The sequence below is a fragment of the Burkholderia sp. IT-111MI5 genome (genome assembly GCF_949752865.1).
In the GTDB taxonomy this organism is placed as follows: Bacteria; Pseudomonadota; Gammaproteobacteria; order Burkholderiales; family Burkholderiaceae; genus Burkholderia; species Burkholderia pyrrocinia_C.
This window is the reverse complement of record NZ_CATKIF010000022.1, coordinates 452306-479025: the sequence shown is the minus strand read 5'-3', so window position 1 is coordinate 479025 and position 26720 is coordinate 452306. Positions and strand designations below refer to the sequence as shown.

The window sequence follows — 26720 nt, the reverse complement described above, 5'->3', positions numbered from 1 at the left end:
TTCGATGATTCACTGTTTGCCGGGGCCGACACTCGCGAGATAGGTCGCGACCGCCGCGCGATCGTCCGCCGACAGCGCCTGCGCGACGCGCTGCATCGTGCCCGTGGCCTCGCTGCGCGAGCCGTTCGCGAACGCGTCGAGCTGCGCGAGCAGGTAGTCGTAGCCCTGCCCGGCCAGACGCGGAAACTGCGCCTGCCCCGTCAGCCGCGCGCCGTGGCAGGCCGCACACGCGCCGCCCGTCACCAGTTGCTCGCCCTTCGCGCGCAGTCGTGCATCCGGTTTGAAATAGCGGTTGTCCGCCGGCGCCTGTTTCGCGTAGTAACCGGCCAGATGGACGATCTCCGCTTCGCTCATGGTCATCGCGATCGGGCCCATCGTCGGGTTCGCCCGTTGCCCGCTCGCGAACGCGCGCAGCTGCGCGGCGACGTATTGGGCCGGCTGGCCGGCGAGGCTCGGATATGCCTGGCTGAGCGACGTGCCCTTCACGCCGTGGCAGCCCATGCACGCGTCGGTCACGCGCGGCCACGGGCCGCCGTCGGCGTCGTCGGCTTGCGCCGTCGTATCGATATGGTGCTGCAGGCGATAGAAGCCGAGCAGCGCAGGGCCGTAGAGGGCCAGCAGCGCGCCCGCCACCACGAGCACCGCGAGAAGCAGCATGCGTTTCTTCATCTCCGCTCTCCTATGCGCGACGCAGTGCGTTGAGCGCCTGAAGCGCGCTTTGGTGACCGGAGCGAACGGCGCCGTCCATATAGCCGGCCCAGATGTTCGCGGTCTCGGTGCCCGACCAGATCAGGTTGCCGCACGGCGCGCGCAACGCTTCGCCGTGCGCGCTCCAGAAGCCGGGCGGGATTGCCGATACGCACGTGAGCGTCCACGGGTCGGCGAGCCCCCAGTCGCGATCGTGGTACGACACCGGCGCGCGCGCGTCGTCGCCCCATGCCTGCGCGTACAGATCCATGTGCATCTGTTTCGCGGCCTGCGGGTCCGACGGCACCAGCGCATTCCGGACGAACGCGTTGATCACGCCGATTTCGCCGCCCGGCGGCGAATTGTCATAAGCCCAGAAGATCGGCCCGTCGGTCTGGAAAAGGTGGCCGTTCAAGCCCTTGTCGCGCCAGAACGGGCGGCGGTAGACCATCGCCGTCTTGCGCGCCGGCGAATGGGCCGGCCACGCACGCTGCAGCGCGCTGCGCTTTTCCGGCAGCGGCGGGTCGAACTGCACCTGGTGGCACAGCGCCGGGTGGAGCGCCATCACGACCTGTTTCGCGCGCACCGTGCCGCGATCGGTCTGCAACGTGACGACGTCGCGATCCCAGCCGACGATCCGGCGCACCGGCGACGACAGGCGCACCTTGTCGCCCAGTTGCTGCGCCATCCGGGTGCTGAGGATCTGCGAGCCGCCGACGAAACGGGTTTCCTGCGCGCTGTGCTTGATCGAGTCGAGCTGCGCGTAATCGCAATCGGCGGAATTGATCATCGACAGGAAATGCAGCAGCCCCATCTTCGCCGGCGCGACGCCGCCCGACAGCGAGATCGACGCGTTCCAGCCCATCCGGTCTTCGGGTTTGATGCCCTGCTGCGCGAGCCAGTCGCCGACCGACAGCCGGTCGAGTTCGCCGGCCTTCGGCGACGTCCACGGCGTGGCCGACGGCACGTCGCGCGACAGCCTGCTGAGCTTCGCCGCGACGGCCTCGTCGGTGCCGAACGTGCCCTGCAGGTCGATCTCGGCGCGCCCGTCGCCGCCGAGAATGACCGTCTTGCCTGCGTAATAACTCGGGAACGTGCCGACTTCCAGCTCGCGGGCGAGATCCGCAACAGCCGTCTGGCCCGGGCCGATCCACTGGCCGCCGACTTCCGTCACATAGCCTCCACCCACGTCGTAATTGAGCGTGCGGCCGCCCACGCGATCGCGCGCCTCGAGCACGACGAAGGATTCGCAGCCCGCGTAGCGCAGATCGCGCGCGGCCGTCAGGCCGGCAAGCCCGGCGCCGACGATCGCGACATCGAGCACGTCGCCGTCGTTGCCGGCGGCAGGCACCGCATCGGCCTTCGCCCGCACCGTGCCGAGCGCAAGCCCGCCCGCCGCGACGGACGCGCCCGCGACCTTGAGCCACTGCCTGCGCCGCATGTCGGCCGACCCGCTGGTGGATGACTTCCTGGACATGATGTGTTGGTTACCGCCTGCAAATGGCGCGAGCGGCGGCCGCCTCGGCGGCACGCGGCCATCGCTCGCGCGGGATCTGACGACTGGATGCGACCTCGTTCCGCTTCACCTGCCGCCGGCCCGCCCACCTCGATTCCGGTGTGCGATCCAGTTCGCATTCCTGCCTGTACGCGTGCCGTATTTCCTTGTATCGATAAGGATTTGCCGGCCCCCTGAATTAGTAAATGTTGCAAAAGTTAGGTCATGATACATAAAACAAGATTGAAAAAAAAAGACAGGGTATTCCCCTGTCGCGATGCGAATCGTGCCGATTCTGAAAGGTCTGTGAAAGACGGCGCGCACGATGCGGATCGGTGGCGCCCGATGTCTACGTTCGATGGAACAGCCCGTGCGGTAGTATGGCGGCTCGATGGAACCCCGATGGATCTGAACGAGTGGCCATGCCCGATATTTCTTCATCTTCCGGCGCCGGCCAGGGCGCCCAGGCGCTCGTCCTCATCGCCGAGGACGAACCCGAGATCGCCGAGATCCTGATCGCCTATTTCGCGCGCAGCGGCCTGCGCAGCGGCCTGCGCACCGTACACGCCACCGACGGCCGCCGCGCGCTCGAACTCCACCTGTCGCTCAAGCCCGACCTCGTGCTGCTCGACGTGCAGATGCCGCACGTCGACGGCTGGAAGGTGCTCGCCGAGATCCGCCATCGCGGCGACACGCCCGTCATCATGCTGACCGCGCTCGACCAGGACATCGACAAGCTGACCGGGCTGCGCATCGGCGCCGACGACTACGTGGTCAAGCCGTTCAATCCCGCCGAAGTCGTTGCGCGCGCGCAGGCCGTGCTGCGCCGTTCGATGGCCGGCTCGCGCCACGAGGAACAGCGCGTGCTGCGCGCCGCGCCGTTCGAGATCGATCTCGAACACCACGAAGCGACGGTCGAGGTCGGCAGCACACGGCACACGCTCGTGCTGACGCTCACCGAATTCAAGCTGCTCGCGCAGCTCGCGCGCGCGCCGCGGCGCGTGTTCAGCCGCGCCGAGCTGATGGCCACCTGCCTGCCGGAAGGCGATGCGCTGGAGCGCACGGTCGACAGCCACGTCAGCAAGCTGCGCAAGAAACTCGACGATCTCGGTGTCGCGGGCGTGCCCGTGAGCGTGCGCGGCGTCGGCTACAAGCTGTGGAGCGGAGATTGAAACTCGACGGGCTGAGCCGCCAGATCGCGCTGGCGATGGGCGCGATCGCGTTCGGCGTCACGCTGCTGGTCGTCGTGACGGCCTACGCGTTTTACTACGTTCTGTACACCTACTGGCCGGACGATTTCAAGCAGACGGGCTGGTTCCCGACCGGGCCGGAGTGGGTGTGGATCACTTCGACCGCGCTGGTCGGTCTCGTGATCTCGATCATCGTTGCGGTCAACCTGTCGCGGCGCATCCTCGTGCCGCTGAATTCGGTGACGGACGGCATCCGCCGCGTCGCGCGCGGCGATCTCGGCGCGCGCGCCGTCGCCGGCGACCGCTCGCTGCACGAAGCCGCGCGGCTCGCCGACAATTTCAACGCGCTCGCGAGCGAACTGCAGCGCGTGACCGACGAGCAGACGTTCTGGAATGCCGCGATCGCGCACGAACTGCGCACGCCCGTCACCGTGCTGCGCGGGCGGCTGCAAGGGCTCGCCGAAGGCGTGTTCACGCCGAGTGAAGCGCTCTACCGCAGCCTGCTCGCACAGGTCGAAGGGTTGACGCGGCTGATCGAGGATCTGCGCGTGGTCAGCCTCGCCGATAGCGGCCACCTGAGCATCGAGATTCGCGAAACCGATCTTGCCGCCGACGTGCGCGCCGTGGTCGACGTGTTCGCACACGCGCTGCAGGCCGCCGGCCAGCAGCCGGTGCTCGATCTCGACCCGCGGCGCATGTGCTGCGACCCGGTCCGCCTCCGCCAGGCGCTGCTGGCACTGCTGGAGAATGCGCGCCGCCATGCGGTGCCCGGCGCGATCCGGATCCAGACGCGCATCGAACACGGGATGTGCCGGCTGCGTGTCGAAGACGACGGCCCCGGCATCCCGGCCGATTTCGCGCCGCACGTGTTCAAGGCATTCAGGCGCGTCGACGAGTCGCAGCCCGGCGGCACCGGCCTCGGGCTCGCCGTCGTCGCGGCGATCGCGCATGCGCACCACGGCGAGGCGATCTGCGTGCCGACGGGCGCCGGCGGCACGCGGTTCGAGGTGCAGTGGCCCGACAACCTCGTGCCGGCGCCCGACAGCGAGCGGTTCCCGGCTTAGGGCCTGTTCCGGCCAATAACGGGCTTGCGCCGGCGCCGCGTTCCCGCGATCACGCGCGCGGTTCGCGCCCGACCTGTTCGAGCGGCGGGCTGAACCCGAGCACCGTGTACTCCGTCACGGACACCGTCCCCTTCCCGGCCGCGCCCTGCACCACCACCGCGCGCACGGCGCCGGCCCGGTCGAATTTCAGCTGCGTGCCGACGGTCGCGTTGCGCAGCGCCTCCAGTTCCTCGATCCGCGCAATCGCCAGCTTGCGCACCGCGCCGGACACGTACACCGGCAGGAACACCAGCGCGATGAAGATCGACACCGCGTCCTTCGACACGCTGTCGAGCATCGGCTGGCCCGACATCACGAGCGACAGCGACGTTGCCGCGACGAAGATCGCAAGCACGGTTGCGCCCACTCCGAGCGACGAGAACCGTTCGGCCGCCTTCTTCATGCGCGCCTTCACGAGTGCGCGCGCGGCCGCGGACGTCACCAGCCATTCGCGCTGCGCGCCGAAGAACCCGGCGATGCCGAGGAACAGCGTCGCAACCGCGCTGACGACGATGCCGCTGTACAGCGCGTCGAACATCACGCAGACGAATTCGAGCACGAACACGATGACCAGCGGAACCAGCAGCAGACGGAACGAATAGCCGCCGCGACCGTGCCCCTGGATCCACCATTTCACCGGCGACAGCTGCCAGAATCGGCTCTCCCGGTGTAGCGAAAGTTCTTCGTTGTCCGTCAATGTCTCACCCGTGGAGTTCCGTTGCGCCACCAGCACTGCGTTACCCGCGCCCGACCGAAATACAAATGAATACCTCAGGTTATCGATTGATCCCAAAGATTCATTAGACGGTGCCTCCGCCGCCGCGCGATGCTGGCCCCGCCAGTGAACGCGGTGTCATTGCAACGCCGCGCACGCGAATGGAGTGAGACACATGCCTAACGACCACCGTCAACGGCGCCACACACTGTGGCTGCTGTGCGCGCTTTCGTTCATCCTCTACGTCGACCGCGTCAACCTCGCGACCGCGGCCGGCGCGATCAAGGCCGAGCTCGGCCTGTCGAACACCGAGCTCGGCGTCGCATTCTCCGCGTTCGCGTATTCGTATGCAATCTGCCAGATCGGCGGCGGCTGGATCGCCGACCGGTTCGGCGCCCGCATCACGCTGATCGGCTGCGGGCTGATCTGGGTCGTGTCGACCTTCACGACGGGGCTCGTGCACAGTCTCACGCTCCTGTTCGCCGCGCGCCTGCTGCTCGGCATCGGGGAAGGCGCGACGCTGCCCGCCCAGGCCCGCGCGATCACGCACTGGTTCCCGCGCGAGCGGCGCGGCGTCGTGCAAGGCTTCACGCATTCGTTCTCGCGGCTCGGCAACGCGGTCACGCCGCCGATCGTCGCCGCGCTGATGACGTGGCTGTCGTGGCGCGCCGCGTTCTTCGTGATCGGCGCGGTGACGCTGGTGTGGCTCGTCTGGTGGGTCGTCGGCTTCCGCGAGCATCCGCTCGGCGACGACGGCCACGCACGCGGCGCCGCCCGCCCCGCGCCACCGTCCGGCCCGACGCCGTGGGGGCCGCTGTTGCGCCGGATGGCGCCGACGATCTTCGTCTACTTCTGCTACGGCTGGACCGCCTGGCTGTTCTTCACGTGGCTGCCGACGTTCTTCCTGAACGGCCAGGGCCTGAACCTGAAATCGACCGCGCTGTTCGCGTCCGGCGTGTTCTTCGCGGGCGTGGTCGGCGACACGCTCGGCGGCTGGCTCTGCGACCGGATCTACCGGAAGACCGGCAACCTCGCGCTGTCGCGCCAGAGCGTGATCGTGACGAGCTTCGCCGGCGCGCTCACCTGCCTGCTGCCGCTCGCGTTCGTGCATTCCACGGCCGGCATCGCACTGTGCCTGTCGGGGTCGTTCCTGTGCCTCGAACTGACGATCGGGCCGATCTGGGCCGTGCCGAGCGACATCGCGCCGATCCACGCCGGCATCGCGAGCGGGATGATGAACGCCGGTTCCGCGATCGCGGGGATCCTGTCGCCGATCCTGTTCGGCTATCTCGTCGACCGCACCGGCAGCTGGACGGTGCCGTTCATCGGATCGGTCGCGATGCTGCTGATCGGCATCGTCGCCGCGCTGCGGATTCGCCCGGACCGCACGCTGTCGGCATCGATGCCGACGCTCGCCGAGGCGCCCGTCGCACCGTCGGCGCACTAAACCGGCTCGCCATGACTTCACCCGTGCCGCCCGCACCGCCATCACGCATCGCCACGTTCCGCGACGCGTGATCGGCACAGCCGGCAAACCGCTCCGTCAAGCGCCGTCATCCTCCTCGCCACCCTCCCGGTGAAACAGCGCGAGAAACTGCTGCGCGGGGATGCTCAGCGGCCGGTCGCGCCGCACGATGCTGCCGTACGACGGCAGCTTCTGATCGAGCGCGTAGTCGATGATCGCGACGAGCCCGTGCTCCGCGTTGCGCTGCGCGACCGTCAGCGGAATCACGCCGAGCATCGTCGAACGGTCGACGAGGTTCATCGTGGTCAGGATCGAGCCCGTTTCGACCAGCCCGCGCGGCATCGGCTGGTGACGCGCATGGAACTCGCGCTCGACGACCTCGCGTGCCGGGCTACCCGCCGGCTGCAGGATCCACGTGTAATCGAGCAGCGCATCGAACCCCACCGGCCCGGCGCCCGCGAGCGGATGGTCGCGGCCCGCGATGATCGCGAGCGCCTCGTCGTCGACCACGCGAAAGTCGCAATCGGCCCCGACGTTGCGGCCGATCACCACTTCGAGCACGCCTTCGCGAAGCTGCGGCATCAGCCGGTCGCTCGTGTCGACCGCGATGTCGATCGCGAGCAGCGGATAACGCGCCTTCAGCTGCACCAGCGCCTCGGTGAGCCGCCCCGGCGACGCGGCCATGATGCTGCCGATCGCCAGCCGCCCGGCGCTGCCGAGCTGCAGTTCGCCGAGCTCGCGGTTCAGCGCCTCCATGCTGCCGCGGATCCCGCGGAAATAACCGAGCACGCGCTCGCCGGCCGGATTCAGCACGAGCCCGCGCCCGATGCGATCGAACAGCCGCTGGCCGAGCGCGCTCTCCAGTTCGGCCAGCATCTTCGTCGCGGCCGGCTGCGTGAGGCCCATCTGCTCGGCTGCCGCGCGCAGCGTCAGGCATTCGTCCACGGCAAGCAACAGCGCGATCTGCCGCATGCGCAGCCGGTTCAGCAACTGCGGGGTCGAGTCTCGTCTGTCGATCGAGCCCATTTTTGATTACTCCAGGTTATCGATTCATCAAGAGTTTTCAATTTACCGACTCATTCCGTCTACCTAGCATCAACCCCATACAACGAACGGCCACGCGCCGCCACCGGAGACGCAGCATGAACACCCCCTCGACCGCCGCCCCCCTGCCCGTCGTCGCGCTGACGCTCGGCGACCCCGCCGGCATCGGCGCCGAACTGATCGCGAAACTGCTCGCGCGGCCCGATGCCACGGCTCATGCGAATCTGGTGCTGATCGGCGATCGCTGGCTGTGGGAAGCCGGCCAGCGCGTCGCCGGCGTGCAGGTCGCCGTCGAACCCGTCGCTTCGCTGGCCGCGGTGCGCGGCCGGCCGTCGACCGCGCGCGCCGCGTTCGTCGAAGTCGATACGGTCGTTCCCGCGCAGGTCACGGTCGGCCAGGCCGGCGCGGACGGCGGCCGCTCGACGCTCGCCGTGCTCGACCGGTGTCTCGACGCCGCGCTCGCCGGCGACATCGACGCGATCTGCTTCGCTCCGCTGAACAAGTACGCGATGAAGCTCGGCGGGCTGCGCCACGACGACGAACTGCACCACTTCGCCGAAGCGCTCGGCGTGACCGGTTACTTCTGCGAATTCAACACGCTCGGCGAACTGTGGACCGCGCGCATCTCGTCGCATATCCCGCTGAAGGACGCGGCGGGCTGCCTGAGCATCGAGCGGATCGAACAGGCATCCGAACTGATCTACCGGTCGCTGCTCGCGAACGGCGTCGCCGCGCCGAAGGTGGCGATCGCCGCGTTCAACCCGCACGGCGGCGACGGCGGCAGTTGCGGCCGCGAGGAAGTCGACATCATCGAGCCCGCGGTGCGCCAGCTGCAGTCGCGCGACTGGCCGACCGACGCGCCGTTCCACGGCCCGTTCCCCGCCGACACGATCTTCCTGAAGGCGCAGGCCGGCGACTACCAGGCGATCGTCACGATGTACCACGACCAGGGGCAGATCGCGATCAAGCTGCTCGGCTTCTCGCGCGGCGTGACCGTGCAGGGCGGGCTGCCCGTGCCGATCACGACGCCCGCGCACGGCACCGCGTACGACATCGCCGGCCGCGGCACGGCCGACGTCGGCGCCACCTGGCAGGCGCTGCAGATCGCGTGCCGGATGGGCGCCGCGCGCCGCACCCCCGCTGTTCCGGCGTGACGGCCACGCCGGCCTCCCGCCTTTCACACACGACAACATCGATTCTCGGAGACACCATCATGAAAATCAGGTCCGTGCGCGCACGCGTATTCCAGTGGAAAGGAAAGACCGTCCCGCCGCAGGGCAACTTCTGCTCGAATGCGATGGATCTGCTGTACGCGCCTCAGGAAACGATGAGCACGTTCCGCTTCCATTCGTGGACGGTCGTCGAAGTCGAGACCGACGACGGCATCGTCGGCCTCGGCAACGTCGCGCTCGCGCCGCACGTCGCGAAGGTCATCATCGACCAGTACCTCGCGCCGCTCGTGATCGGCCATGATCCGTGGGACTACGAATACCTGAACCAGCGGATGTATCGCGCCACCCACGCGTGGGGCCGCAAGGGCATCGGCATGGCGGCGATCTCGGCGGTCGACATCGCGATCTGGGACATCCTCGGCAAGAGCGTCGGCAAGCCGGTGTTCAAGCTGCTCGGCGGCCGCACCAAGGAAAAGATCCCCTGCTACTACTCGAAGCTCTACCGCACCGACCTGAAGGCGATGCAGGACGAAGCGCAGCAGTATCTGAAGGAAGGCTTCCGCGCGTTCAAGATGCGCTTCGGCTACGGGCCCGCGCACGGGCAGCAGGGGGTGATCGAGAACCTGAAGTCGGTCGCGGCGATCCGCGAGGTGATCGGCTACGACAACGACCTGATGCTCGAGTGCTACATGGGCTGGAACCTCGAATACGCGAAGCGCATCCTGCCGAAGCTCGAGAAATACCAGCCGCGCTGGCTCGAGGAACCGGTGATCGCCGACGACATCGACGGCTACGCGGAGCTGAACCAGCTGACGCGCATTCCGATCTCCGGCGGCGAGCACGAGTTCTCGCTGTACGGCTTCAAGCAGCTGCTCGACCGCAAGGCCGTGTCGGTCGTCCAGTACGACACGAACCGCGTCGGCGGGATCACGATGGCGCACAAGATCAACGCGCTGTGCGAGGCGTACAGCGTGCCGGTGATTCCGCACGCGGGCCAGATGCACAACTATCACCTGACGATGAGCACGCTCGCGTCGCCGATGAGCGAATACTTCCCGATGTTCGACGTCGAGGTCGGCAACGAGCTGTTCTATTACATCTTCGACGGCGAGCCGGTAGCCGAAAACGGCTTCCTGCAACTGCGCGACGACGTGCCGGGTCTCGGCCTCACGCTGAAGACCGAATTCCTCGACCAGTTCGACATCGTCGAGTGAGGCCCGCCATGAACGCACGCTACCAGGGCGTCTTTCCGGTCGCGCCGACGATCTTCGACGCGCACGGCGCGCTCGATCTCGACGGCCAGCGCCGCTGCCTCGACTTCATGATCGATGCCGGTTCGCAGGGCCTCTGCATCCACGCGAACTACTCCGAGCAGTTCGCGCTCGGCGACGACGAACGCGACCTGATCACGCGCACCACGCTCGAGCACGTCGCGGGCCGCGTGCCGGTGATCGTCACGACGTCGCACTTCAGCGCGCGGATCTGCGCGGAACGCAACCGGCGCGCACAGGCGCTCGGCGCGGCGATGGTGATGGTGATGCCGCCGTACCACGGCGCGACGTTCCGCGTGCCCGAAGCGCAGGTTCGCGCATTCTTCGCCGAGGCGGCCGACGGGCTCCGCATTCCGCTGATGATCCAGGACGCGCCGGCCAGCGGCGTCGCGCTCACCGCGTCGTTCCTCGCGACGCTCGCGCGCGAGATCGATGCCGTGTCGTACTTCAAGATCGAGACGGCCGGCGCCGCGTCGAAGCTGCGCGAGCTGATCGCGCTCGGCGGCGACGCGATCGAGGGGCCGTGGGACGGCGAGGAAGGCATCACGCTGCTCGCCGATCTCGACGCCGGCGCAACCGGCGCGATGACGGGCGGCGGTTATCCGGACGGGATTCGCCGGATCACCGACGCGTATTTCGCCGGGCGCCGCGATGAAGCATGCGAGCAGTACGCGCGCTGGCTGCCGCTGATCAACTACGAGAACCGTCAGTCGGGCTTCCTGACCGCGAAGGCGCTGATGCAGGAAGGCGGCGTGATCGCGTGCGACCGGCCGCGCGCGCCGTGGCCCGAGCTGCATCCGCAGGTGCGTGCGGGGCTGCTCGATACGGCGCGGCGGCTCGACCCGCTCGTGCTGCGCTGGGGACGCTAGAGATCGAAAGCACGCGCGACGCAAACGCGTTGCGCATCGGCGGCCGGCACCTGCCGGCCACCACGGCGAGACAGCGGCCCATCAGAAGGCCGCCGCGGCCGACTACCCGAACTGGACGGAGACACAATGACCCTGTTGAACCCCACCACCCCGGCATACGAAGCCGGCGAAGCCATTCCGCGCCGCCGCTGGCTGCGCGTGATTCCGCCGCTGCTGCTCGCCTGCATCATTTCCTACATGGACCGCGTGAACATCGCGTTCGCGATGCCCGGCGGGATGAACGCCGAGCTCGGCATGGACGCGACGATGGCCGGCCTCGCCGGCGGCATCTTCTTCTTCGGCTACCTGTTCCTGCAGATTCCCGGCGGCCGGCGCGCGGCGCTCGGCAGCGGCAAGACATTCATCGCGTGGTCGCTCGTGAGCTGGGCCGTGCTGTCGGTGCTGACCGGGCTCGTCACGCATACCTGGCAGTTGCTGGCGCTGCGCTTCCTGCTCGGGGTGGCCGAGGGCGGCATGCTGCCCGTCGTGCTCACGATGGTCAGCCACTGGTTCCCCGACCGCGAACGCGGCCGCGCGAATGCGATGGTCATCATGTTCGTGCCGCTCGCCGGCATGATCACCGCGCCGCTGTCCGGCTTCATCCTCGCCGCGTACGACTGGCGCCACCTGTTCTACAGCGCGGGCGCACTGTCGCTGCTGTGCCTGGTCGCGTGGATGCTGCTCGCCGACGACGGCCCGGAGACCGCGCGCTGGGTGTCGCCGCGCGAAAAGGCGTACATCCTCGACGCGCTGCGCGACGAGCAGGAACGCAAGCGCGCGGCCGGCACGCCGGCTGCCGCATCGTTCGGCGAGATGCTGCGCAACCCGACGATCTGGCTGCTCATCGCGATCAACTTCTGCTATCAGGTCGGCATCTACGGCTATACGATGTGGTTGCCGACGCTGCTGAAGAACCTCACGCACGGCGGAATGGGCAAGGTCGGCCTGCTCGCGATGCTGCCGTATGTCGCGATGGTGATCGGGATGTTCGTCACGTCGTATTTGTCTGACCGAACCGGCAAGCGCCGCCTGTTCGTGCTGCTGCCGCTCGTCGGCTTCGCCGCGTGCCTCGCGCTGTCGGTGCTCACGCACGCGTCGATGGCCGTATCGTTCGCGTTCCTGATCGGCTGCGGCTTCTTCCTGCAGGCGGCCGCCGGCGTGTTCTGGGCGATTCCGCCGAAGCTGTGCAGCGTCGAGACGGCCGGCAGCGCGCGCGGCCTGATCAATGCGCTCGGCAATCTCGGCGGGTTCTGCGGCCCGTATGCGGTCGGCGTGCTGACCCAGCACGTGAGCGCGGCGGCCGGCGTGCTCAGCCTCGCGGTCACGCTCGCGGTGGCCGGCCTGCTCGCGCTGACGCTGCCGAAGCGCTGCGAGGACTGAGCCCTGATACCCGATATGCAGGCCTGCGAACGAAATAACGGAGACACACCTTGAACGACATCCTGCTGCTGGTGCAGAAATGCGCCCATACCTTCAGTTTCTACGACCTCGACACGAAAGCCGCGCTCAAGCACATCGTGCTGCCGAACTTCCCGCACGAGTTCACCGTCGACGTGAACGAGCGCTACGCGTACGTCGGCATCTTCGGGATCGAGACCGCGTGGACGCGCGGCCATGAAGGCGACCACCGGATCGCCGAGATCGACCTCGTCGAGCGCACGCACACGCGCATGCTCGACCTGTGGCCGTACTACCGGCCGCACGGCATGGCGAGCGACCGCGACGGTCGGTTGTACGCGATGAGCGAGGCGCACGACATGCTGCTCGTGTTCGACGAGCCGACCCGGCAACCCGTGCCGAACATGGCCGTGCCGTCCGGCGGCGTGAAGACGCACCTCGTGACGCTCACGCGCGACGCGAGCCGCGCGTACGGCGTGCACCTGCTGTCGAACACGGTTACGCAGTTCCATCCGCGCGATGCGACGGTCGCGCCGCGCGCGGTGATGCCCGGCCCGCGCCCCGAAGGCAATGCGCTGTCGGCCGACGAGCGCACGCTGTTCGTCGCGAATCGCGGCGACGACACGCTGGTCGAGATCGACACGGAGACGATGACCTGCGGCCGCCGCGTGAAGACGCGCAGCGATCCGAACCGCATCTACCGGACCAGCGCGCCGGACGGCCGCGACCTGCTTCTGCTGACCAATTCGGGCGAACGGTCGATCTCCGTGTTCGATGCACGCCAGCTCGAGGAAATCGAACGCATCGCGCTGCCCGCGAACCCGACCGCACTGTCGTTCCATCCGTCGCGACGCGTCGCCTACGTGTCGTTCCAGGACGACTACGTGCGCGAACTGGATCTCGAAACCTGGCGTTTCGTCGGCGCGCTGGCGACGCTGCGCGAGCCCGATGCATCGTACGTGCTCGCGGGAGCACGCTGACATGCGCGACGGATCGCCGCCCGACGGCATGCCCGATGCGCTCGTCGATGCGCATCACCACCTGTGGCGGCTCGATGCGGGCGCGCACTATCCGTGGCTGCAGACACACTACGATCCCGCGCGCTTCATGTTCGGCGATTACGCGGCACTGTGCCGCGATTTCGGCGTGGACGATTTCCGGCGCGCGGCGCAACGCGCGCCGATCGTCGCCAGCGTGCACGTCGAGGCCGAACGCGCACGCGACGAAGCACTGGCGGAAACGCGCTGGCTGCACGAGGTCGCGGCAGCGCACGGGTTGCCGTCGGCCGTCGTCGCGTGGGTCGACCTGCTGGCCGGCGACGCGGACGAACGGCTCGCCGAGCAGGCCGCGTGGCCGCGCGTGCGCGGCGTGCGCTTCAAGCCGCGCACCGCGTCGTCGCCGGATGCGCCCGTCGACGGGCCCGGCACGCTGCACGATCCGCGCTGGCCGGCCGCGCTGGAACGCGTCGCCGCGCACGGCCTGTGCTGGGATCTGCGCGTGCCGTTCTGGCATCTCGGCGACGCGGCCGCGCTGCTCGCCGATGCACCCGCTGTCGACGTCGTGCTCGAACACGCCGGGCTGCCGTGGGATCGCTCCGACGCAGGGCTCGCGCGCTGGCGCCGCGGCATGGAAGCGCTCGCGGCATCGCCGCGTGTGGTCGTGAAGATTTCCGAACTCGGCTTGCGCGACGCCGCGTGGAACGACGCGGACAACGCGCGGATCATCCGCGACACGATCGCGATCTTCGGCTGGGAGCGCTGCCTGTTCGCCAGCAACTTTCCGGTGGCCGGCCTGCGCGTGTCCTATCCCGCGCTGCTGCGCACGTTCGCCCGCGCGATGGCGAACCTCGACGACGCGGCACGCCGCGCGATCTGGCATGACAACGCGCTGCGCGTTTACCGGATTGCGCTCGATGGGCCATCCCGGACAGCTCGCGGATAAGCTGCCGTTCCGCGCCTTTCCCGATCCCGTCGATCGGGCATGGCGCCCGGCCGCGGCCAGCGACCAAGTGGCAGCGCGCTCGCGTATTCGATCCTTCGCGCGTAATCGTGCTTGACCCGGCCCTTGGGGTCGCCTTTATGCTGAGCGCAACGAATCGACAGCAGAGAGAGGTGACGGATGGGTACGTCCACGCCCCGTTTGAGCGCATCGGCCGCCGCCGCGCAGCTCGGCGTATCGGTCAAAGCGCTGCGGCTGTACGAACAGCACGGTCTCGTGACACCGGAGCGAACGCCTGCCGGATACCGTGCCTATGGCCCGGACGACCTCGCACGCGCGGCCGACATTGCGGCACTGCGAGCGCTCGGCCTCAGTCTGGCACAGGTGGCGAACGTGCTCGATGGCGACGCACGCAGCCTGGACGACGCGCTGGCCGCTCACGAAGCGGTGCTTGAGCACGGCATTCAGGATCTCGTGCGCAAGGTCGACAGCGTGCGCTCGATCCGCGCCGGCCTTGCGCGCGGCCGAATGCCCGCCGACGGCGAACTGACGCGGCTGCTCGACGATACCGGCGCCGGCGTCGCGTTCAGCCTGCCGTGGCCGTGGGGCGGCGAGTGGTTCGAATGTCGCGATATCCGGCCGTTGAACTACATCATCGGCTCGCTCGGAAGCGGCAAGACGCGGCTGGCGCTTCGGCTGGCCGACGCGCTGCCAGGCGCCGCGTTCGTCGGTCTCGATCGGCTGGAAAACGATGGCGCTGCCGCATGCGATGCGTTGCGCGCCGATCCGGAACTGAAGTCGCGCGTCGACCGCGCATCGGCCGCGCTCGTTGGCTACGGTGCAACGCCGTCGGTAGCACTCACCGCGCTGCTCGTCAGTCTCGAAGCGGATGGCCCGCGCGCGCTGGTCGTGGACATGATCGAACAGGATCTCGACCGGCCCACGCAACACGCTTTGATCACCCATCTGCGCGAGCACGCGAGCGCCGGGATGCGGCCGCTGTTCGTGCTGACGCGCTCGTCTGCGATCCTCGACCTGTCGGCGGTCGGCCCGAACGAAACCATCATCCTGTGCCCGGCCAATCACAGCCCGCCTTCGCGCGTGGCGCCCTACCCGGGCGCGCCGGGCTACGAAGCGGTTGCCACGTGCCTTGCGTCGCCCGAGATCCGGGAGCGGATCGCGCGTCGACCGGAAGTGGCGTGATCCGCCATCCGTTCGCTGTGCCGGCAACAAGCGCGTTCGGCGCGCCCGCAAGCTGGCGATTGTGACCGGGGAAAGTATCGGAAAAGTTCGTTGTTTGCCGGGCGCTATCAGGACAGGTCAGCGTGTCGTCTTGGCCGGACGGCCAAAATCGCGCGCAGCCGGTCGATCACGCCTAACATGAAAGGCGTCCGAAAGCGTTCGTTTCAGGTATCGTCCACGTCTCCAGCCAACATTCCGCATGTCCACACGCAATGGAAGCAGTACCGGCCCGGCCGATATCGGCCCCTTCGATGCAATGAGCCGATTTCGCGTCACGTACGACGGGCCCGCGCTCGAATCGTCCGAGATGGACGTGCGCGAACTTGCACCCGCGCTGCTTGCAATCGGCGATTTGCTCGACGCGTCGACCCGCGCGCTGTGCGGCGATCAGGTTCGGCCGCAGGTGAACGTGCGCGGCAGCTTCAAGACCGGCAGCTTCGGCATCGACTTCACGCTCGCGACATCGCTGCTCGGCCGCATGCGCGATATGCTGAGCGGCAACGAAGGTACGGCGCTCGCCAATGCGGTCACGATCCTGACCGCGCTCGGCATCGCCGCGCCCCGGGCAAGAAAGGGGCTCTTCGCCGTCCTCAAATGGCTGCGCGGGCGCGAGATCCGGCAAGTGCGGATGCAGGACCACACCGCGGTGCTGCACGTCGACGGCGACGAACTCGAGATCGACCTGCCCGTCCTCACCCTGCTGCGCGACGTCCGCGTTCGCAACGCAACCGCACAAGTCCTTGCGCCGCTCGCGCGGGAAGGCATCGTGATGTTCGCGGCCGGCACCGATACGGAAATCATCGAGACGGTCACCCGCAACGAGATCGCGTGGTTTCTCGCGCCCGAACCAGCCGATGCGCTCCTTCTCGACGAGCATCGAAAGATGGCATTCTCGATCGTGTCGCTCGCGTTCAAGGACGACAACAAGTGGCGACTGTACGACGGCTCATCGACGATTCACGCGGCGATCACGGATACCCGCTTCCTGTCGCGCGTGAACAACAGCCAGATCAGCTTCAGCAAGGGGGACGTGCTCGTCTGCAATGTCCGAATGCAGCAGTGGCAAACCTCGGACGGCGCAAAAACCGAATACGAGGTCACGGATGTCCTCGAACATCGCCCGGCCGGCCTGCAGATTCAGTTGCCCGGCCTTTGATCCGCGTCGAAGGCCAGGCGCCCGACCCAACCCGTCATCCATCATGAAACCGGCGATCGATCTGCGTCCTGCCACCCTGGAGGATCTCCCCTTCCTGCTGACCCTCCGCCGGCTCACGATGACCGGGCACCTGCAACGGGTCGGCGCACCGACCGACGATGAAGCGCACGACCGGCGCATCCGCGCGCACTTCGAGGACGCGATGATCGTCTGCGAAGGCGCCACCGCAATCGGCTTGCTGAAGGTGACGCGCGCCGCCGGCGCATGGCACGTCCATCAGATCCAGATCCTCCCTGCCCGCCAGGGCCAGGGCATCGGCGAGGCCGTGCTGCGCGAACTGCTGGCCGACGCGGCACGCGAGAACGTGCCGGTATCGCTCAGCGTGCTGCACGGCAATCCGGCGCGGCGGCTCTACGAACGGCTCGGCTTTCGGCCCGCATCGGAAACGGAAACGAGTGCGAGCCTCGTCTGGCGCGCGTAACGCATCACAGATCGACGCCGCGTTATTGCGTGATCTTCGCGTCCTTCAGCAACTTGCCGATCATCTGCGCACTCGCCTTCTCGACCGCAATCGCCTGCAGCTGCTGCTGAAGCACCGGCTTCGCAGTCTCGAAGCCCGGCACCTGCGTCGGCCGCTTCGCATCCAGCTTCACGATGGCCCGCACGCCATCGACCGGGATCGAATCCTTCGTCGCGGCACCGACCGTCAATTTCTCGAGCGCCTGCGCGATCGGCAGCGGCAATCCGCCCGTCTTGCCTTCCGCCGCCGGCGTGTTGAAACTCACCCACGGCAGCTCGCCGCCGGCATCGCGGCTCGGCGCCATGCTGTACTGGCGCGCCAGCCCGTCGAACGACTTGCCAGACTTCAGCTCGCTCAGCACGGTCGCGGCCGTCGCCGGATCCCTGACGACGATCAGCCGCGGCTTGTACTCGTTCTTGCCGAGCGCCGCGACGAGCGCGTCGTAGCGCGCCTTGACCTGCTCGTCGGTCACCGGCTCGGGCTTCACGTTGTCGCGCACGTACAGTTGCACTTCGGCATTCGTCTTCGCCTGCTGGATCGCCGCCTTGACCTCGGGCTTGTCCGCGTAGTTCGCTTTCTCCGCGGCCTGCTGAACCAGCACGCGCGTAATCAGTTGCTGCTTGATCGCGTCGCGGATTTGCGGCGAGTCGGGCTGCCCCGACGCGCGCAGCACCGCATCGACGTCCGCCTGCGTGATCGCCGTGCCGTTGACGGTCGCAACGGTTGCCGTCGCGCCGGACGGCTGCGATGCAGCCGCCGTCTGGGCGTGAACAGGACCGCTCAGCGCGCCGGCCAGCACGGCAATCAGCAACAGGCGGTTCGGTGTCGTTTTCATCTTCATCGTTTGGTCGCTTCGTGCTTGGAAAACGCGGCATGGGGTATGCCGCGCAGGTTCACCGGCGTTGCCACACGCCGACGCAACCGTTCAGTCGTTCAGGTTCATCATCGCGAGCACAGATAGCCTCCGCCCGTGCCGCTGTCATTGTGCACGGAACCGCGTTTGCGCGTCGGGAGGTTAGGGGCGGCCGCCGAAGGCGGCGAAGCGCGCGTTGCGCGCGCCGTTCATCACGCAAGCAGTGACGATCGCGGTACGACGAATTCCCGCCGCCAGCCGAAACGGCGACGGGCATGCGTCACCGCAACCGGCCGCACCGCCGTCAAGGCGTCCACCGATACACGGTGATGCTGTTCCCCTTCACGTTGTTCTTCATCACCACATACTCGCCGTTCGATCGGCGGTACGCGCGAATGCTGTACATCGCATCGATCGCGCTGCTGGTATCGACGGTCGCGGGGCTCGCGTTGACCAGCGTGGTGTCGAGATTGCCGGTGGTGAGGTTGAACGCGTCGACGTTCGGCCACAGGGGCCCGCTGCTGCTGAACCAGTAGCCGACGAACAGATGGTTGCCGGCCGCGTCGATCGATTTCGCGCCGCTGTGCGGCAGCATGATCACCGGATCCGGCTTCGTCGTGTTGCCCGCGCTCCAGCCGTGATACACCTCGATGCGCGTGCCGATCGACGTCCAGTCGTTGGTCCCGACCGCGCCCTGCGCGAGCACCATCGTGTCGCTGTCCGCGAGGTAGACGATGCGCGTCAGCGGCTGGATGCTGGCGGGAACGCGGGTCGCGACGCCCGCCCCCCACGACGGCTTGCCGCTCGCGTCGAAGCCGGTCAGCGGGTAGTGGTAGATCGCGCCGGTCTTGTCGAGGCCGGCCCACACGCCGCCCTTGCTGTCGATGCTGAACCCGCTCGTGACGCGCTGCGTCGTGTTGAATGCGGGGCCCGGAATCGATCCGTCCGGAATCGCGATATAACCGTTCGCCGCGTTGAAATGGAAGAAGTAGAAGACCGGCGGGTTCTGGCCCGCCGCGACGAGGATCCGGTTCGCGCCGACGGACGTGAGCAGCCCGAAATGCTCGTCGCGCTGCGTGTCGCTCATGTTGATGCGCGGATCCGACGGGTACGTGAACGGATCGACGGTGTTCGCGACGAACGTGCCGCCCGCGCTGCCGCTGTATACATGCGTGCCACCGTAGAACAGCGCGCCGTCCGTGACCGGGTCCGGCGCGGCGATGCCTTCGAAGTTCAGCGACTGCAGCGTCCAGCGCAGGCTGCCGGCACTGCTGTACGCATGAATGTCGGTGGCGCCGTTGCGGCCGAGATCCCAGCTTCCGCCCCACGGGTTGTTGAGCACATAGAGATTGCCGGCGCTGTCCTTGCCGATCCCGGCGACGCGCGTGAAGCGTTTCGCGCCGACCTGCCCCTTGATGCCCGTCGTCGTGTCGAGATAACCGCCGCGCACGCCGAACGTGCCGGCCAGCGCGGGCCGGCCCGACACCGTATAGCGCTTGATGTTCATGTCGGGGCCTTCGTCGCCCACCATCAACTGCCCGGCCGCCGCATCGAAATACAGCGCCGACGGTTGCGACCCGGCCGGCATCCGGATCGTGTTCAGCAGCGCGCCGGCCGGGCTGAAGCCGACGACCGAGCCCGCGCTCTTCTGCGCGACCCACACGTTGCCCGCGCCATCCACCGCGAGCGCGCCCGGCCCCGACACGTTGATGTCCCGCTGCCAGACGCCGTCGGTGGTGAACACGCGCACGCGATTGCCGTAGAAGTCGCTCGCATAGAGCAGCGAGCCGGCCGTCGCGAGCCCGGTGACGACGTCGATGCGCGGCTGGTTGGTCGCCGCGCTGATCTGGATCACGCGGTCGCGATACTTCGTGGCACGGTTGTACCGCCCGACCGCGCCGCTGCCGTAGGTTTTGCCGGGCTGCAGCGCGACGAACAGCGACGTCGCGTTGCCCGTGATCGCGCTGCCCTGGAATTCCGAATGCGCGCCCATCGAGCCGACGCTCTTGCCGTTCTGATAGATCGCGACACCGCCTTCATCTTCGTCCCACATCGACGCCGTGTAGATCACGCCTTCGGGCGCAACCCACATCGAACGTGCGACGTTGCCGACGTGGGCCGCGAGCGTGCCGTACGTGTTCGCCAGCCAGTCGGTGGTGTTGCCTGCGTGAGCGGCCGGCGCGATCGCGGCGATTGCTGCGGCAAGAAGCGCAGCCTGAATACGTTTTCCAGCGACCATGACTGATGCTCTCCTGAATGGGGCAAACATTCACATGAGGGGACGGCCGGCCGGATGGCTTGAAATCCGCGATGCGTAAATTGTTCCGCTGAATCATCCGGCGCAGTCGGTATTACGTGCGGCATGCGTTCGATAATGAGCAGGGCGAGAATAGCGTTATATAAATCGAAAAAAATTGCGGACCGTCCGTGCCATGGCGCTTTTCGCCGAATCGGCTTCGATCGCATCGCCCGTGGCAATCAGGCACCCCGACAGCGGGCGCTGCGGTGCGACAGTGAATGTTCACTTGCGCGCTCGATCGAGAATGGGGAAAACCGGGGAAATCAGGCCGTTCGCCTGCGGGAATATCGCCGCTTGTTCAACGACGAAAGATTGAAACCGCGAATGCCGTTTCCGGCGAATCGGGAAAAAGCTACCGCACGTAATGCGGAATCATTGCCACAAAACAAATCGCCGGCCTGAATCCGTTTCGAATCCAGGCCGGCGATCGTCATTGATCGCGGAGCAGGCAATGCGCCGTCGCCGCCGCGTTGCCACGCATCATGCCGATGTCTCCGGCACCTTTACCTGCATGACGCGCCCTCCGTCCGGATCGTCGTCGTCACGCGGCGCGTCGAGCTGCCCTTCCCACTTCGCGACCACGGCAGCCGCGATCGAGTTGCCGACGGCGTTGGTGGCCGAGCGCCCCATGTCGAGAAACATGTCGACGCCCATGATCAGCAGCAGCCCCGCTTCGGGCATGTTGAACTGGTTGAGCGTCGCCGCGATCACGACCAGCGATGCGCGCGGCACGCCCGCCATCCCCTTCGACGTCACCATCAGCATCAGCAGCATCGTGATCTGCGTGCCCAGCGGCAGATGGATGCCGTACACCTGCGCGATGAATAGCACCGCGAACGTGCAGTACATCATCGAGCCGTCGAGGTTGAACGAGTACCCGATCGGCAGCACGAAGCTCGAGATCTTGCGGTTCACGCCGAAGCGGTCGAGCGCGTCCAGCAGCTTCGGATACGCGGCCTCGGAGCTCGCCGTCGCGAACGACAGCAGGAACGGCTCGCGGATCAGCCGGATCAGCGTGAACGCGCGCTTGCCGAGGAACGTCACGCCGGCGAGCGTCAGCACGCCCCACAGCAGCGCCAGCGCCAGATAGAAGCTCGCCATGAACTTCGCGAACGTGAGCAGGATGCCGAGCCCTTCGGTCGTGATCGTCGACGCCAGCGCCGCGAACACCGCGACCGGCGCAAACCACATCACCGCGCCCGTCACCTTCAGCATCACCTGCGCGAGATCGTCGATCACGCCGGTCAGGCGCTTGCCCGCTTCGCCGAGCGCGGACAGCGCGGTGCCGAAGAAGATCGAGAACACGACGATCTGCAGGATTTCGTTGTTCGCCATCGCCTCGGCGATCGATTTCGGCACCAGGTGAACCACGAAATCCTTCAGCGTGAATGCGCCCGTCTTCAGGTTGAGGGCCGCGTCGGACGCCGGCAACGGCAGGCTCAGGTGGCTGCCCGGCTGCAGGATCGTCGCGGTCAGCAGGCCGAGCAGCAACGACGTGAACGACGCGATGAAGAACCAGCCGAACGCCTTGACGCCCACGCGGCCCACCGCGCCGCCGTCGCCCATCTGCGCGATGCCGACGGTCAGCGTCGCGAATACCAGCGGCGCGATGATCATCTTGATCAATCGCAGGAACACGTCGGACAGCAACGACACGTAGCCGGCGACTTCCTTGGCCATCTTCGGGTCGGGAAACGCGCTATGGCACGCGTAACCCACTGCGATACCAAGAATCATCGCGACGACGATGTACTTGGTAATGTTGTGCTTCTTCTTCATTAGCAATCCAAATTACAGAGCGTGTGCTTCTAACGGCTGGAAAATCATTCGCGTCCGGCTGCGAATCGGAACTCACGTCGCAACGCGTGCGACAGGCCCGCTTCCGGCGGTCGCCATGGCGGACAGGGGGGGCATTCTAACGCAAATGGCGCGCCGGCTTTCAAATCTGAAAGCAAAGGGGTTGATCCGCGTCCATGCGGCCGCCGTAAAAGCGGGTTCTGTCGCGATCCGGCCGAACGGCGCGAGCGGCTATCGAGCGCCGCGGCCTCGATGGACGGACAGGCCGCCCGTGCCGGCCCGCGACGACACGGGAAGACGATCGCGACACATTCACACAAAGATGCGCAGACCTCGACACTACCGCGCGTAACCTCTATGTAATATTTCGAAATGATTCGCGTTGCCGTAACGCCCGAGCGGCAATGCGCAATCGCGAGTCGGGAATGCGGAGCCGCGTTCGCGCCTTTTTTCGAGACGGGGCGAGTCGTTCGCTTGATAAGCAGTCCTCCCAATGAATGAACGGGAAAAATCGGCATCGTGATGAACATTCTGTACACCAACTTCCACGGCGACTACGGCGGCGGCCAGGATACCTACGTCCGCGATCTCGCCGCCGCGATGAGCCGGCATCACCGCGTAACCGTCGCGTCGCCGGAGGGAAGCCGCCTGTCGCGGCTGCTGAAGGACAGCCCCGACGTGGCCATCTTCGACATGGAATTCAAGCCGCGCTGGAACCGGCTGTGCCAGGAGCTTGTGCGGCTGCGCCAGCGGATCGTCGCCGAGCGCTTCGACGTCGTTCACGTCAACGGGTCCGCCGATCACCGGCAGGTGATGCTGGCGCTGCTCGGGTGCCGGCACCGGCCCGCGGTCGTGCTCACCAAGCACAACACGTATCGCGCCGACAGCTTCGGCAACCTGCTGCGTGCACGGCTCGCAACCGACCACACCATCGCGGTCAGCGACTATGTCGCGAGCATGCTCGCGCTCCGGTCGCCGTACGGGAACGTCACGGTCGTCAAGCACGGCGTGCGCAGGCAGGCCGCGGAACGACCGGCGAGCGACGAGATCCGCCGCCGCAAGGTCGCGCTGTTCGGGCCGTCCGGCGCGGACGCGATCGTGCTGGGCAGCAGCGCCGGCACCGCGCCGGAAAAAGGCTGGATGGACCTGATCGCGGCGCTCGGCCGCCTGCCCGAGCACGAGCGCGAGCGGTTTCGCGTGCTGCTGGTCGGTGCGGAGCCGTCCTGCGACCAGCGCGAGCAGATCGCGCGGCACGGCATGACGTCGCGCACCGTATTCACCGGACGGGTCGACGACATATGCGCGCCGTTCTCGATCATCGACGTGTCGTTCGTGCTGTCGTACCACGAGAGCCTGTCGTACGCGTGCCGCGAAGCGATGTCGCTGGGCTGCCCCGCTATCGTGACGCGCGTGGGCGGGCTGCCTGAAAACGTCGAGCCGGGCGTGGACGGATGGGTCGTTCCGCCGCGCGAGCCCGAAGCGATCGGCGAGATCCTGCGCGCGATCGTGCGCGAGCCCGGCTGCGTCCGCGCGATGGGACGCAGCGCGCGGCTGAAAGGCAAGCGCGAGTTCTCGTTCGACAGATTCGTCGACGCGACGCTGTCCGTCTATCAGAAATCGATTCGACACAACCCGTATCGTTGGGTGGCGTCCCTGAGGTCCATGTAATGGCCATGAATATCTGGAAGAAGTATTGGGACCTGCGGACGCAGGAGTGCCCGTGCGACGTGCACTTCGTCGAGGTCGGCGACTTCAAGACCCTGCGGATTTTCCGCAAGGACGCGTAACCCTTGCCTTGTCACGATCCGCCGATGCTTCTCGCCACGCGCTATCCGATCCTGATGTATCACCAGATACGCCCGCTGCCGCCGCCGCCCGACCGGCTGCGCGGCCTGAGCGTTGCGCCCGACGCGTTCCGCCGCCAGATGACGTTGTTCAGGCGGCTCGGCTACCGCGGCCTGAGCGTGCGCGAACTGCAGCCGTATCTGCGCGGGGAGCGCAGCGGAAAGGTCTTCGGCATTTCGTTCGACGACGGTTTTCTCAACGTGCTCACGCATGCGATGCCGGTGCTGGACGAGCTCGGGTTCACCGCGACCTGCTATTTCGTCGCCGGCCGGTTCGGCGGCGAGAACGACTGGGATGCGGGCGCCGATACCGCACGCTCGCCGCTGATGACGCGCGAGGACATGCTCGCGTGGCGCGATCACGGCCATGAAATCGGCTCGCATACGCTCGATCACGTCGCGCTGTCGTACGTGCCGGCGCACGTGTCGGACCTTCAGGTCATCGAATCGAAGCGGCAGCTCGAAGCGCTGAGCGGCCGGCGCGTCGAATCGTTCTGCTATCCGTACGGCGATCTGGACGCGCGCGTCCGCGACCAGGTCGCCGCCGCCGGGTACGGCAATGCGACGACGACCCGGCGCGGTTGCGCCGACGCGTCCGACGATCCGTTTCTGCTGCCGCGGATTCCGGTGGCGGGCGGTGTCGGTGCGCTTCGGCTGCTGTTCAAGTGTACGCGTTGGCGGGTGCGCAAGCGCGGGTAGCGCCGGGAACGGCGCTTGTGTCATGGCGAAAGGGTGAAGCGTCGGCACCGAGTTCGATCGGCCCGACGCCTGCGCACGGATCGATGCCTTTACCGAGGCAAGGTCTTCCGGATCGCGGCCGTCGCCGCCGCGTTTGCCGCGATCGCCGCGCGTGCGCGATCAGTCCGATGTTTCCCGCGCGAGTTTTGCCTGCCGCCGGGCCCGGTCGTTCACGATCTGGTGGCGCCGATGGTCCGTCATCTTCTTCCACGCGCGCGCTTCGTCCCGCGTTCGCAGGCACGCCACGCAGTAGCCCGTTCTGCCGTCGAACGAGCACACGTCGATGCAGGGCGATTTGACCGCCATGCTTATTGCCCCTGCGTCGCCGGCACGACTTCGACGGTGACATGCGACAGATCCTTGAACCGCTGCAGCACGCCGTGATAGAAGCGCGAATCCCGCTTCGGGTCGTCCGTCGCCACCGACACGACCGCACTCATGTGCCCCGGCCCGAGACGCCAGACGTGCAGGTCGTTGATCGTGTCGCCGCCGCCTTCGATTGCGCTGCGCACGTTGTCCGCCAACCGACGGTCCGCACTCATGTCGAGCAGGATGCCGCCGGTGTCGCGCATCAATCCGTATGACCAGTTCGCGATCACGAGCGCACCGATGATGCCTGCCAGCGGGTCCATCCAGAGCCAGCCGAATGCGCGCGCGAGCAGCAGCCCGACGATCGTCAGCACGGAGACCGCCGCGTCGGCAATCACGTGGACGTAGGCCGAACGGATGTTGTGATCGCGCGCCGCTGCCGCGGACGCGCCATGGTCGTGCTCGTCGAATGCGAGTTCGTGCTCGCGCCCGTTCAACCGGACAATCGCCGTGAATTCATGCGGCTCGGGAATGTTCTCGACCGACTCCAGGCATGCGCCGCGCACGCTCATCGCGAACGCCTGCCGCGTACCGTCCGGACGAATCGTCGTGATCGATGCAGCCGTGACGTCGCCGAGCGTCGTGCCGGAGATCGCCGGTGAGATCCGGAACACCGGCGGCACGCCGTCTTCGAAGATCGACACGAAGAACGCGCCGCTTTGGTCGAAGACCTTGTGCGTCACCTCGTCGTGGTCATGGTCGTCGTGCCCATGCCCGTGGTGATGCCCATGACCGTGCCCGTGCCCATGGTGGTCGCCGCTCAGCAGCCAGACGCTCGCGATGTTGACGAGCAGGCCGGCAACCGCGATCGGAATGGCCTCGCCGAAATGGATCGGAACGGGCTCGAGCAAACGCGCAACCGCTTCATAGCCGATCAGCAGCGCGATCATCGCGAGCACGATGGCGCTCGTGAAGCCTGCCAGGTCGCCGAGCTTGCCCGTGCCGAACACGAATCGCGGGTCGCTCGCATGCCGGCGCGCGTACGTGTACGCGAGCGCGGCGATCAGCATCGCGCCCGCGTGCGTCGACATGTGCAACCCGTCCGCGATGAGCGCCAGCGAGCCGAAAATCGACCCGCCGACGATCTCGACCACCATCATTGCCGCGCACAGCCCGATGACCATCCAGGTCCTGCGTTCGTTCTGTTCGTGCGCGGCGCCGAGAAAGATGTGGTCGTGCCCTGCGCCGAAGGCGTCGTTCCTGAAGTCGCTCATCCCTGCCTCGATCATTTGAAGTAGCTGTGAACGACTTCGATCAGCTGCTCGGTCGCGCTGCCCTCGTCCTCGTGCCCCTCGGCATCGACGAGATGGCTGCGGATGTGATCCTCGAGCACGACCGCGAGCAGGCCGTTCATCGCACCGCGGCCGCTCGTGATGAGCTGGAGGATTTCGTTGCAACCGCGCTCTTCCTCCAGCGCGCGTTCGATGGCTTCGACCTGCCCCTTGATCCGGCGGACACGATTCAGCAGCTTCTGCTTTTCCTTGACGGTGTGGCTCATGGCGATCCTTTGATATAC

24 protein-coding genes are annotated in these 26720 nt (G+C 67.1%); 14 read left to right on the top strand and 10 right to left on the bottom strand.

Features of this window, described 5'->3' with window-relative positions; translation table 11 throughout:
- Nucleotides 1-9: 9 nt before the first annotated feature.
- Both ACM6JT_RS20575 and ACM6JT_RS20570 read right to left on the bottom strand, forming a co-directional pair.
- A complete protein-coding gene (locus ACM6JT_RS20575) occupies nucleotides 10-669 on the bottom strand; it encodes a c-type cytochrome (RefSeq protein WP_414857152.1) in 660 nt (219 codons plus the stop codon).
- A gap of 10 nt (nucleotides 670-679) precedes the next feature.
- Complete coding sequence (locus ACM6JT_RS20570; RefSeq protein WP_243565930.1) at nucleotides 680-2164, bottom strand: flavin monoamine oxidase family protein; 1485 nt, start codon at nucleotides 2162-2164, stop codon at nucleotides 680-682.
- 440 nt (nucleotides 2165-2604) lie between these two features.
- Here ACM6JT_RS20570 and ACM6JT_RS20565 point away from each other — a divergent pair, with 440 nt between their 5' ends.
- The gene (locus ACM6JT_RS20565; protein ID WP_414857151.1) at nucleotides 2605-3354 is read left to right on the top strand and encodes a response regulator; all 750 of its coding nucleotides are present in this window, start codon (nucleotides 2605-2607) and stop codon (nucleotides 3352-3354) included.
- Nucleotides 3351-4436, top strand: a complete 1086-nt coding sequence (locus tag ACM6JT_RS20560; protein ID WP_243565929.1) for an ATP-binding protein — start codon at nucleotides 3351-3353, stop codon at nucleotides 4434-4436. The genes ACM6JT_RS20565 and ACM6JT_RS20560 overlap by 4 nt, the downstream gene beginning before the upstream one ends.
- 49 nt (nucleotides 4437-4485) lie before the next feature.
- On the opposite strand, the gene ACM6JT_RS20555 is transcribed toward ACM6JT_RS20560, so the two are convergent.
- Nucleotides 4486-5172 (bottom strand): hypothetical protein, encoded by a 687-nt coding sequence (locus tag ACM6JT_RS20555; RefSeq protein ID WP_217588405.1) that lies wholly within the window; start codon nucleotides 5170-5172, stop codon nucleotides 4486-4488.
- Between the two features lie 193 nt (nucleotides 5173-5365).
- On the opposite strand from ACM6JT_RS20555, the gene ACM6JT_RS20550 reads away from it, so the two are divergent.
- Nucleotides 5366-6637, top strand: a complete 1272-nt coding sequence (locus tag ACM6JT_RS20550; protein WP_414857150.1) for an MFS transporter — start codon at nucleotides 5366-5368, stop codon at nucleotides 6635-6637.
- A gap of 96 nt (nucleotides 6638-6733) precedes the next feature.
- Here the strand turns inward: ACM6JT_RS20550 and ACM6JT_RS20545 are convergent, their stop codons facing one another.
- Nucleotides 6734-7681, bottom strand: a complete 948-nt coding sequence (locus tag ACM6JT_RS20545) for a LysR family transcriptional regulator (protein WP_217588397.1) — start codon at nucleotides 7679-7681, stop codon at nucleotides 6734-6736.
- 116 nt (nucleotides 7682-7797) lie between these two features.
- On the opposite strand from ACM6JT_RS20545, the gene ACM6JT_RS20540 reads away from it, so the two are divergent.
- From ACM6JT_RS20540 to ACM6JT_RS20500, 9 genes are all read left to right on the top strand, one after another.
- The gene (locus ACM6JT_RS20540) at nucleotides 7798-8853 is read left to right on the top strand and encodes a 4-hydroxythreonine-4-phosphate dehydrogenase PdxA (RefSeq protein ID WP_217588396.1); all 1056 of its coding nucleotides are present in this window, start codon (nucleotides 7798-7800) and stop codon (nucleotides 8851-8853) included.
- A 59-nt stretch (nucleotides 8854-8912) separates the two neighbouring features.
- Complete coding sequence (locus tag ACM6JT_RS20535; protein ID WP_131948209.1) at nucleotides 8913-10085, top strand: L-rhamnonate dehydratase; 1173 nt, start codon at nucleotides 8913-8915, stop codon at nucleotides 10083-10085.
- 8 nt (nucleotides 10086-10093) lie between these two features.
- Entirely contained in the window at nucleotides 10094-11011 is a 918-nt protein-coding gene (locus tag ACM6JT_RS20530) for a dihydrodipicolinate synthase family protein (protein ID WP_217588395.1), read from the top strand.
- Between the two features lie 126 nt (nucleotides 11012-11137).
- On the top strand, nucleotides 11138-12430 hold the full coding sequence (locus ACM6JT_RS20525) for an MFS transporter (RefSeq protein WP_131948211.1): 1293 nt from the start codon (nucleotides 11138-11140) through the stop codon (nucleotides 12428-12430).
- 50 nt (nucleotides 12431-12480) lie between these two features.
- Complete coding sequence (locus ACM6JT_RS20520) at nucleotides 12481-13428, top strand: YncE family protein (protein ID WP_217588394.1); 948 nt, start codon at nucleotides 12481-12483, stop codon at nucleotides 13426-13428.
- A 1-nt stretch (nucleotide 13429) separates the two neighbouring features.
- Complete coding sequence (locus tag ACM6JT_RS20515; protein ID WP_414857149.1) at nucleotides 13430-14389, top strand: amidohydrolase family protein; 960 nt, start codon at nucleotides 13430-13432, stop codon at nucleotides 14387-14389.
- 177 nt (nucleotides 14390-14566) lie between these two features.
- Nucleotides 14567-15589 (top strand): MerR family transcriptional regulator, encoded by a 1023-nt coding sequence (locus ACM6JT_RS20510; protein ID WP_243565922.1) that lies wholly within the window; start codon nucleotides 14567-14569, stop codon nucleotides 15587-15589.
- A 238-nt stretch (nucleotides 15590-15827) separates the two neighbouring features.
- Complete coding sequence (locus tag ACM6JT_RS20505; RefSeq protein WP_034181418.1) at nucleotides 15828-16784, top strand: hypothetical protein; 957 nt, start codon at nucleotides 15828-15830, stop codon at nucleotides 16782-16784.
- Between the two features lie 43 nt (nucleotides 16785-16827).
- On the top strand, nucleotides 16828-17265 hold the full coding sequence (locus ACM6JT_RS20500; protein ID WP_414857207.1) for a GNAT family N-acetyltransferase: 438 nt from the start codon (nucleotides 16828-16830) through the stop codon (nucleotides 17263-17265).
- Between the two features lie 22 nt (nucleotides 17266-17287).
- Here the strand turns inward: ACM6JT_RS20500 and ACM6JT_RS20495 are convergent, their stop codons facing one another.
- The 3 genes from ACM6JT_RS20495 to ACM6JT_RS20485 all read right to left on the bottom strand — a co-directional run bounded on the left by ACM6JT_RS20495 (nucleotide 17288) and on the right by ACM6JT_RS20485 (nucleotide 22235).
- A complete protein-coding gene (locus ACM6JT_RS20495; protein WP_105393525.1) occupies nucleotides 17288-18145 on the bottom strand; it encodes a peptidyl-prolyl cis-trans isomerase in 858 nt (285 codons plus the stop codon).
- Between the two features lie 316 nt (nucleotides 18146-18461).
- Nucleotides 18462-20396, bottom strand: a complete 1935-nt coding sequence (locus tag ACM6JT_RS20490) for an SMP-30/gluconolactonase/LRE family protein (RefSeq protein WP_414857148.1) — start codon at nucleotides 20394-20396, stop codon at nucleotides 18462-18464.
- Between the two features lie 540 nt (nucleotides 20397-20936).
- Entirely contained in the window at nucleotides 20937-22235 is a 1299-nt protein-coding gene (locus ACM6JT_RS20485; RefSeq protein WP_414857147.1) for a dicarboxylate/amino acid:cation symporter, read from the bottom strand.
- 540 nt (nucleotides 22236-22775) lie between these two features.
- On the opposite strand from ACM6JT_RS20485, the gene ACM6JT_RS20480 reads away from it, so the two are divergent.
- Nucleotides 22776-23921 carry a glycosyltransferase gene (locus ACM6JT_RS20480; protein WP_105393522.1) on the top strand — a complete coding sequence of 382 codons (1146 nt, stop codon included), beginning with the start codon at nucleotides 22776-22778 and terminating at the stop codon, nucleotides 23919-23921.
- A gap of 143 nt (nucleotides 23922-24064) precedes the next feature.
- Nucleotides 24065-24796 (top strand): polysaccharide deacetylase family protein, encoded by a 732-nt coding sequence (locus ACM6JT_RS20475; protein WP_414857146.1) that lies wholly within the window; start codon nucleotides 24065-24067, stop codon nucleotides 24794-24796.
- Nucleotides 24797-24955: 159 nt separating this feature from the next.
- Here the strand turns inward: ACM6JT_RS20475 and ACM6JT_RS20470 are convergent, their stop codons facing one another.
- Genes ACM6JT_RS20470 through ACM6JT_RS20460 form a run of 3 tightly spaced genes read right to left on the bottom strand, consistent with a single transcriptional unit; the run spans nucleotide 24956 to nucleotide 26702 of the window.
- Nucleotides 24956-25141, bottom strand: coding sequence for a DUF1289 domain-containing protein (locus tag ACM6JT_RS20470; protein ID WP_152855903.1), 186 nt, complete (start codon nucleotides 25139-25141; stop codon nucleotides 24956-24958).
- A gap of 2 nt (nucleotides 25142-25143) precedes the next feature.
- Entirely contained in the window at nucleotides 25144-26418 is a 1275-nt protein-coding gene (dmeF, locus tag ACM6JT_RS20465) for a CDF family Co(II)/Ni(II) efflux transporter DmeF (protein ID WP_414857145.1), read from the bottom strand.
- 11 nt (nucleotides 26419-26429) lie between these two features.
- Complete coding sequence (locus tag ACM6JT_RS20460) at nucleotides 26430-26702, bottom strand: metal/formaldehyde-sensitive transcriptional repressor (protein WP_072438025.1); 273 nt, start codon at nucleotides 26700-26702, stop codon at nucleotides 26430-26432.
- Nucleotides 26703-26720 lie beyond the last annotated feature (18 nt).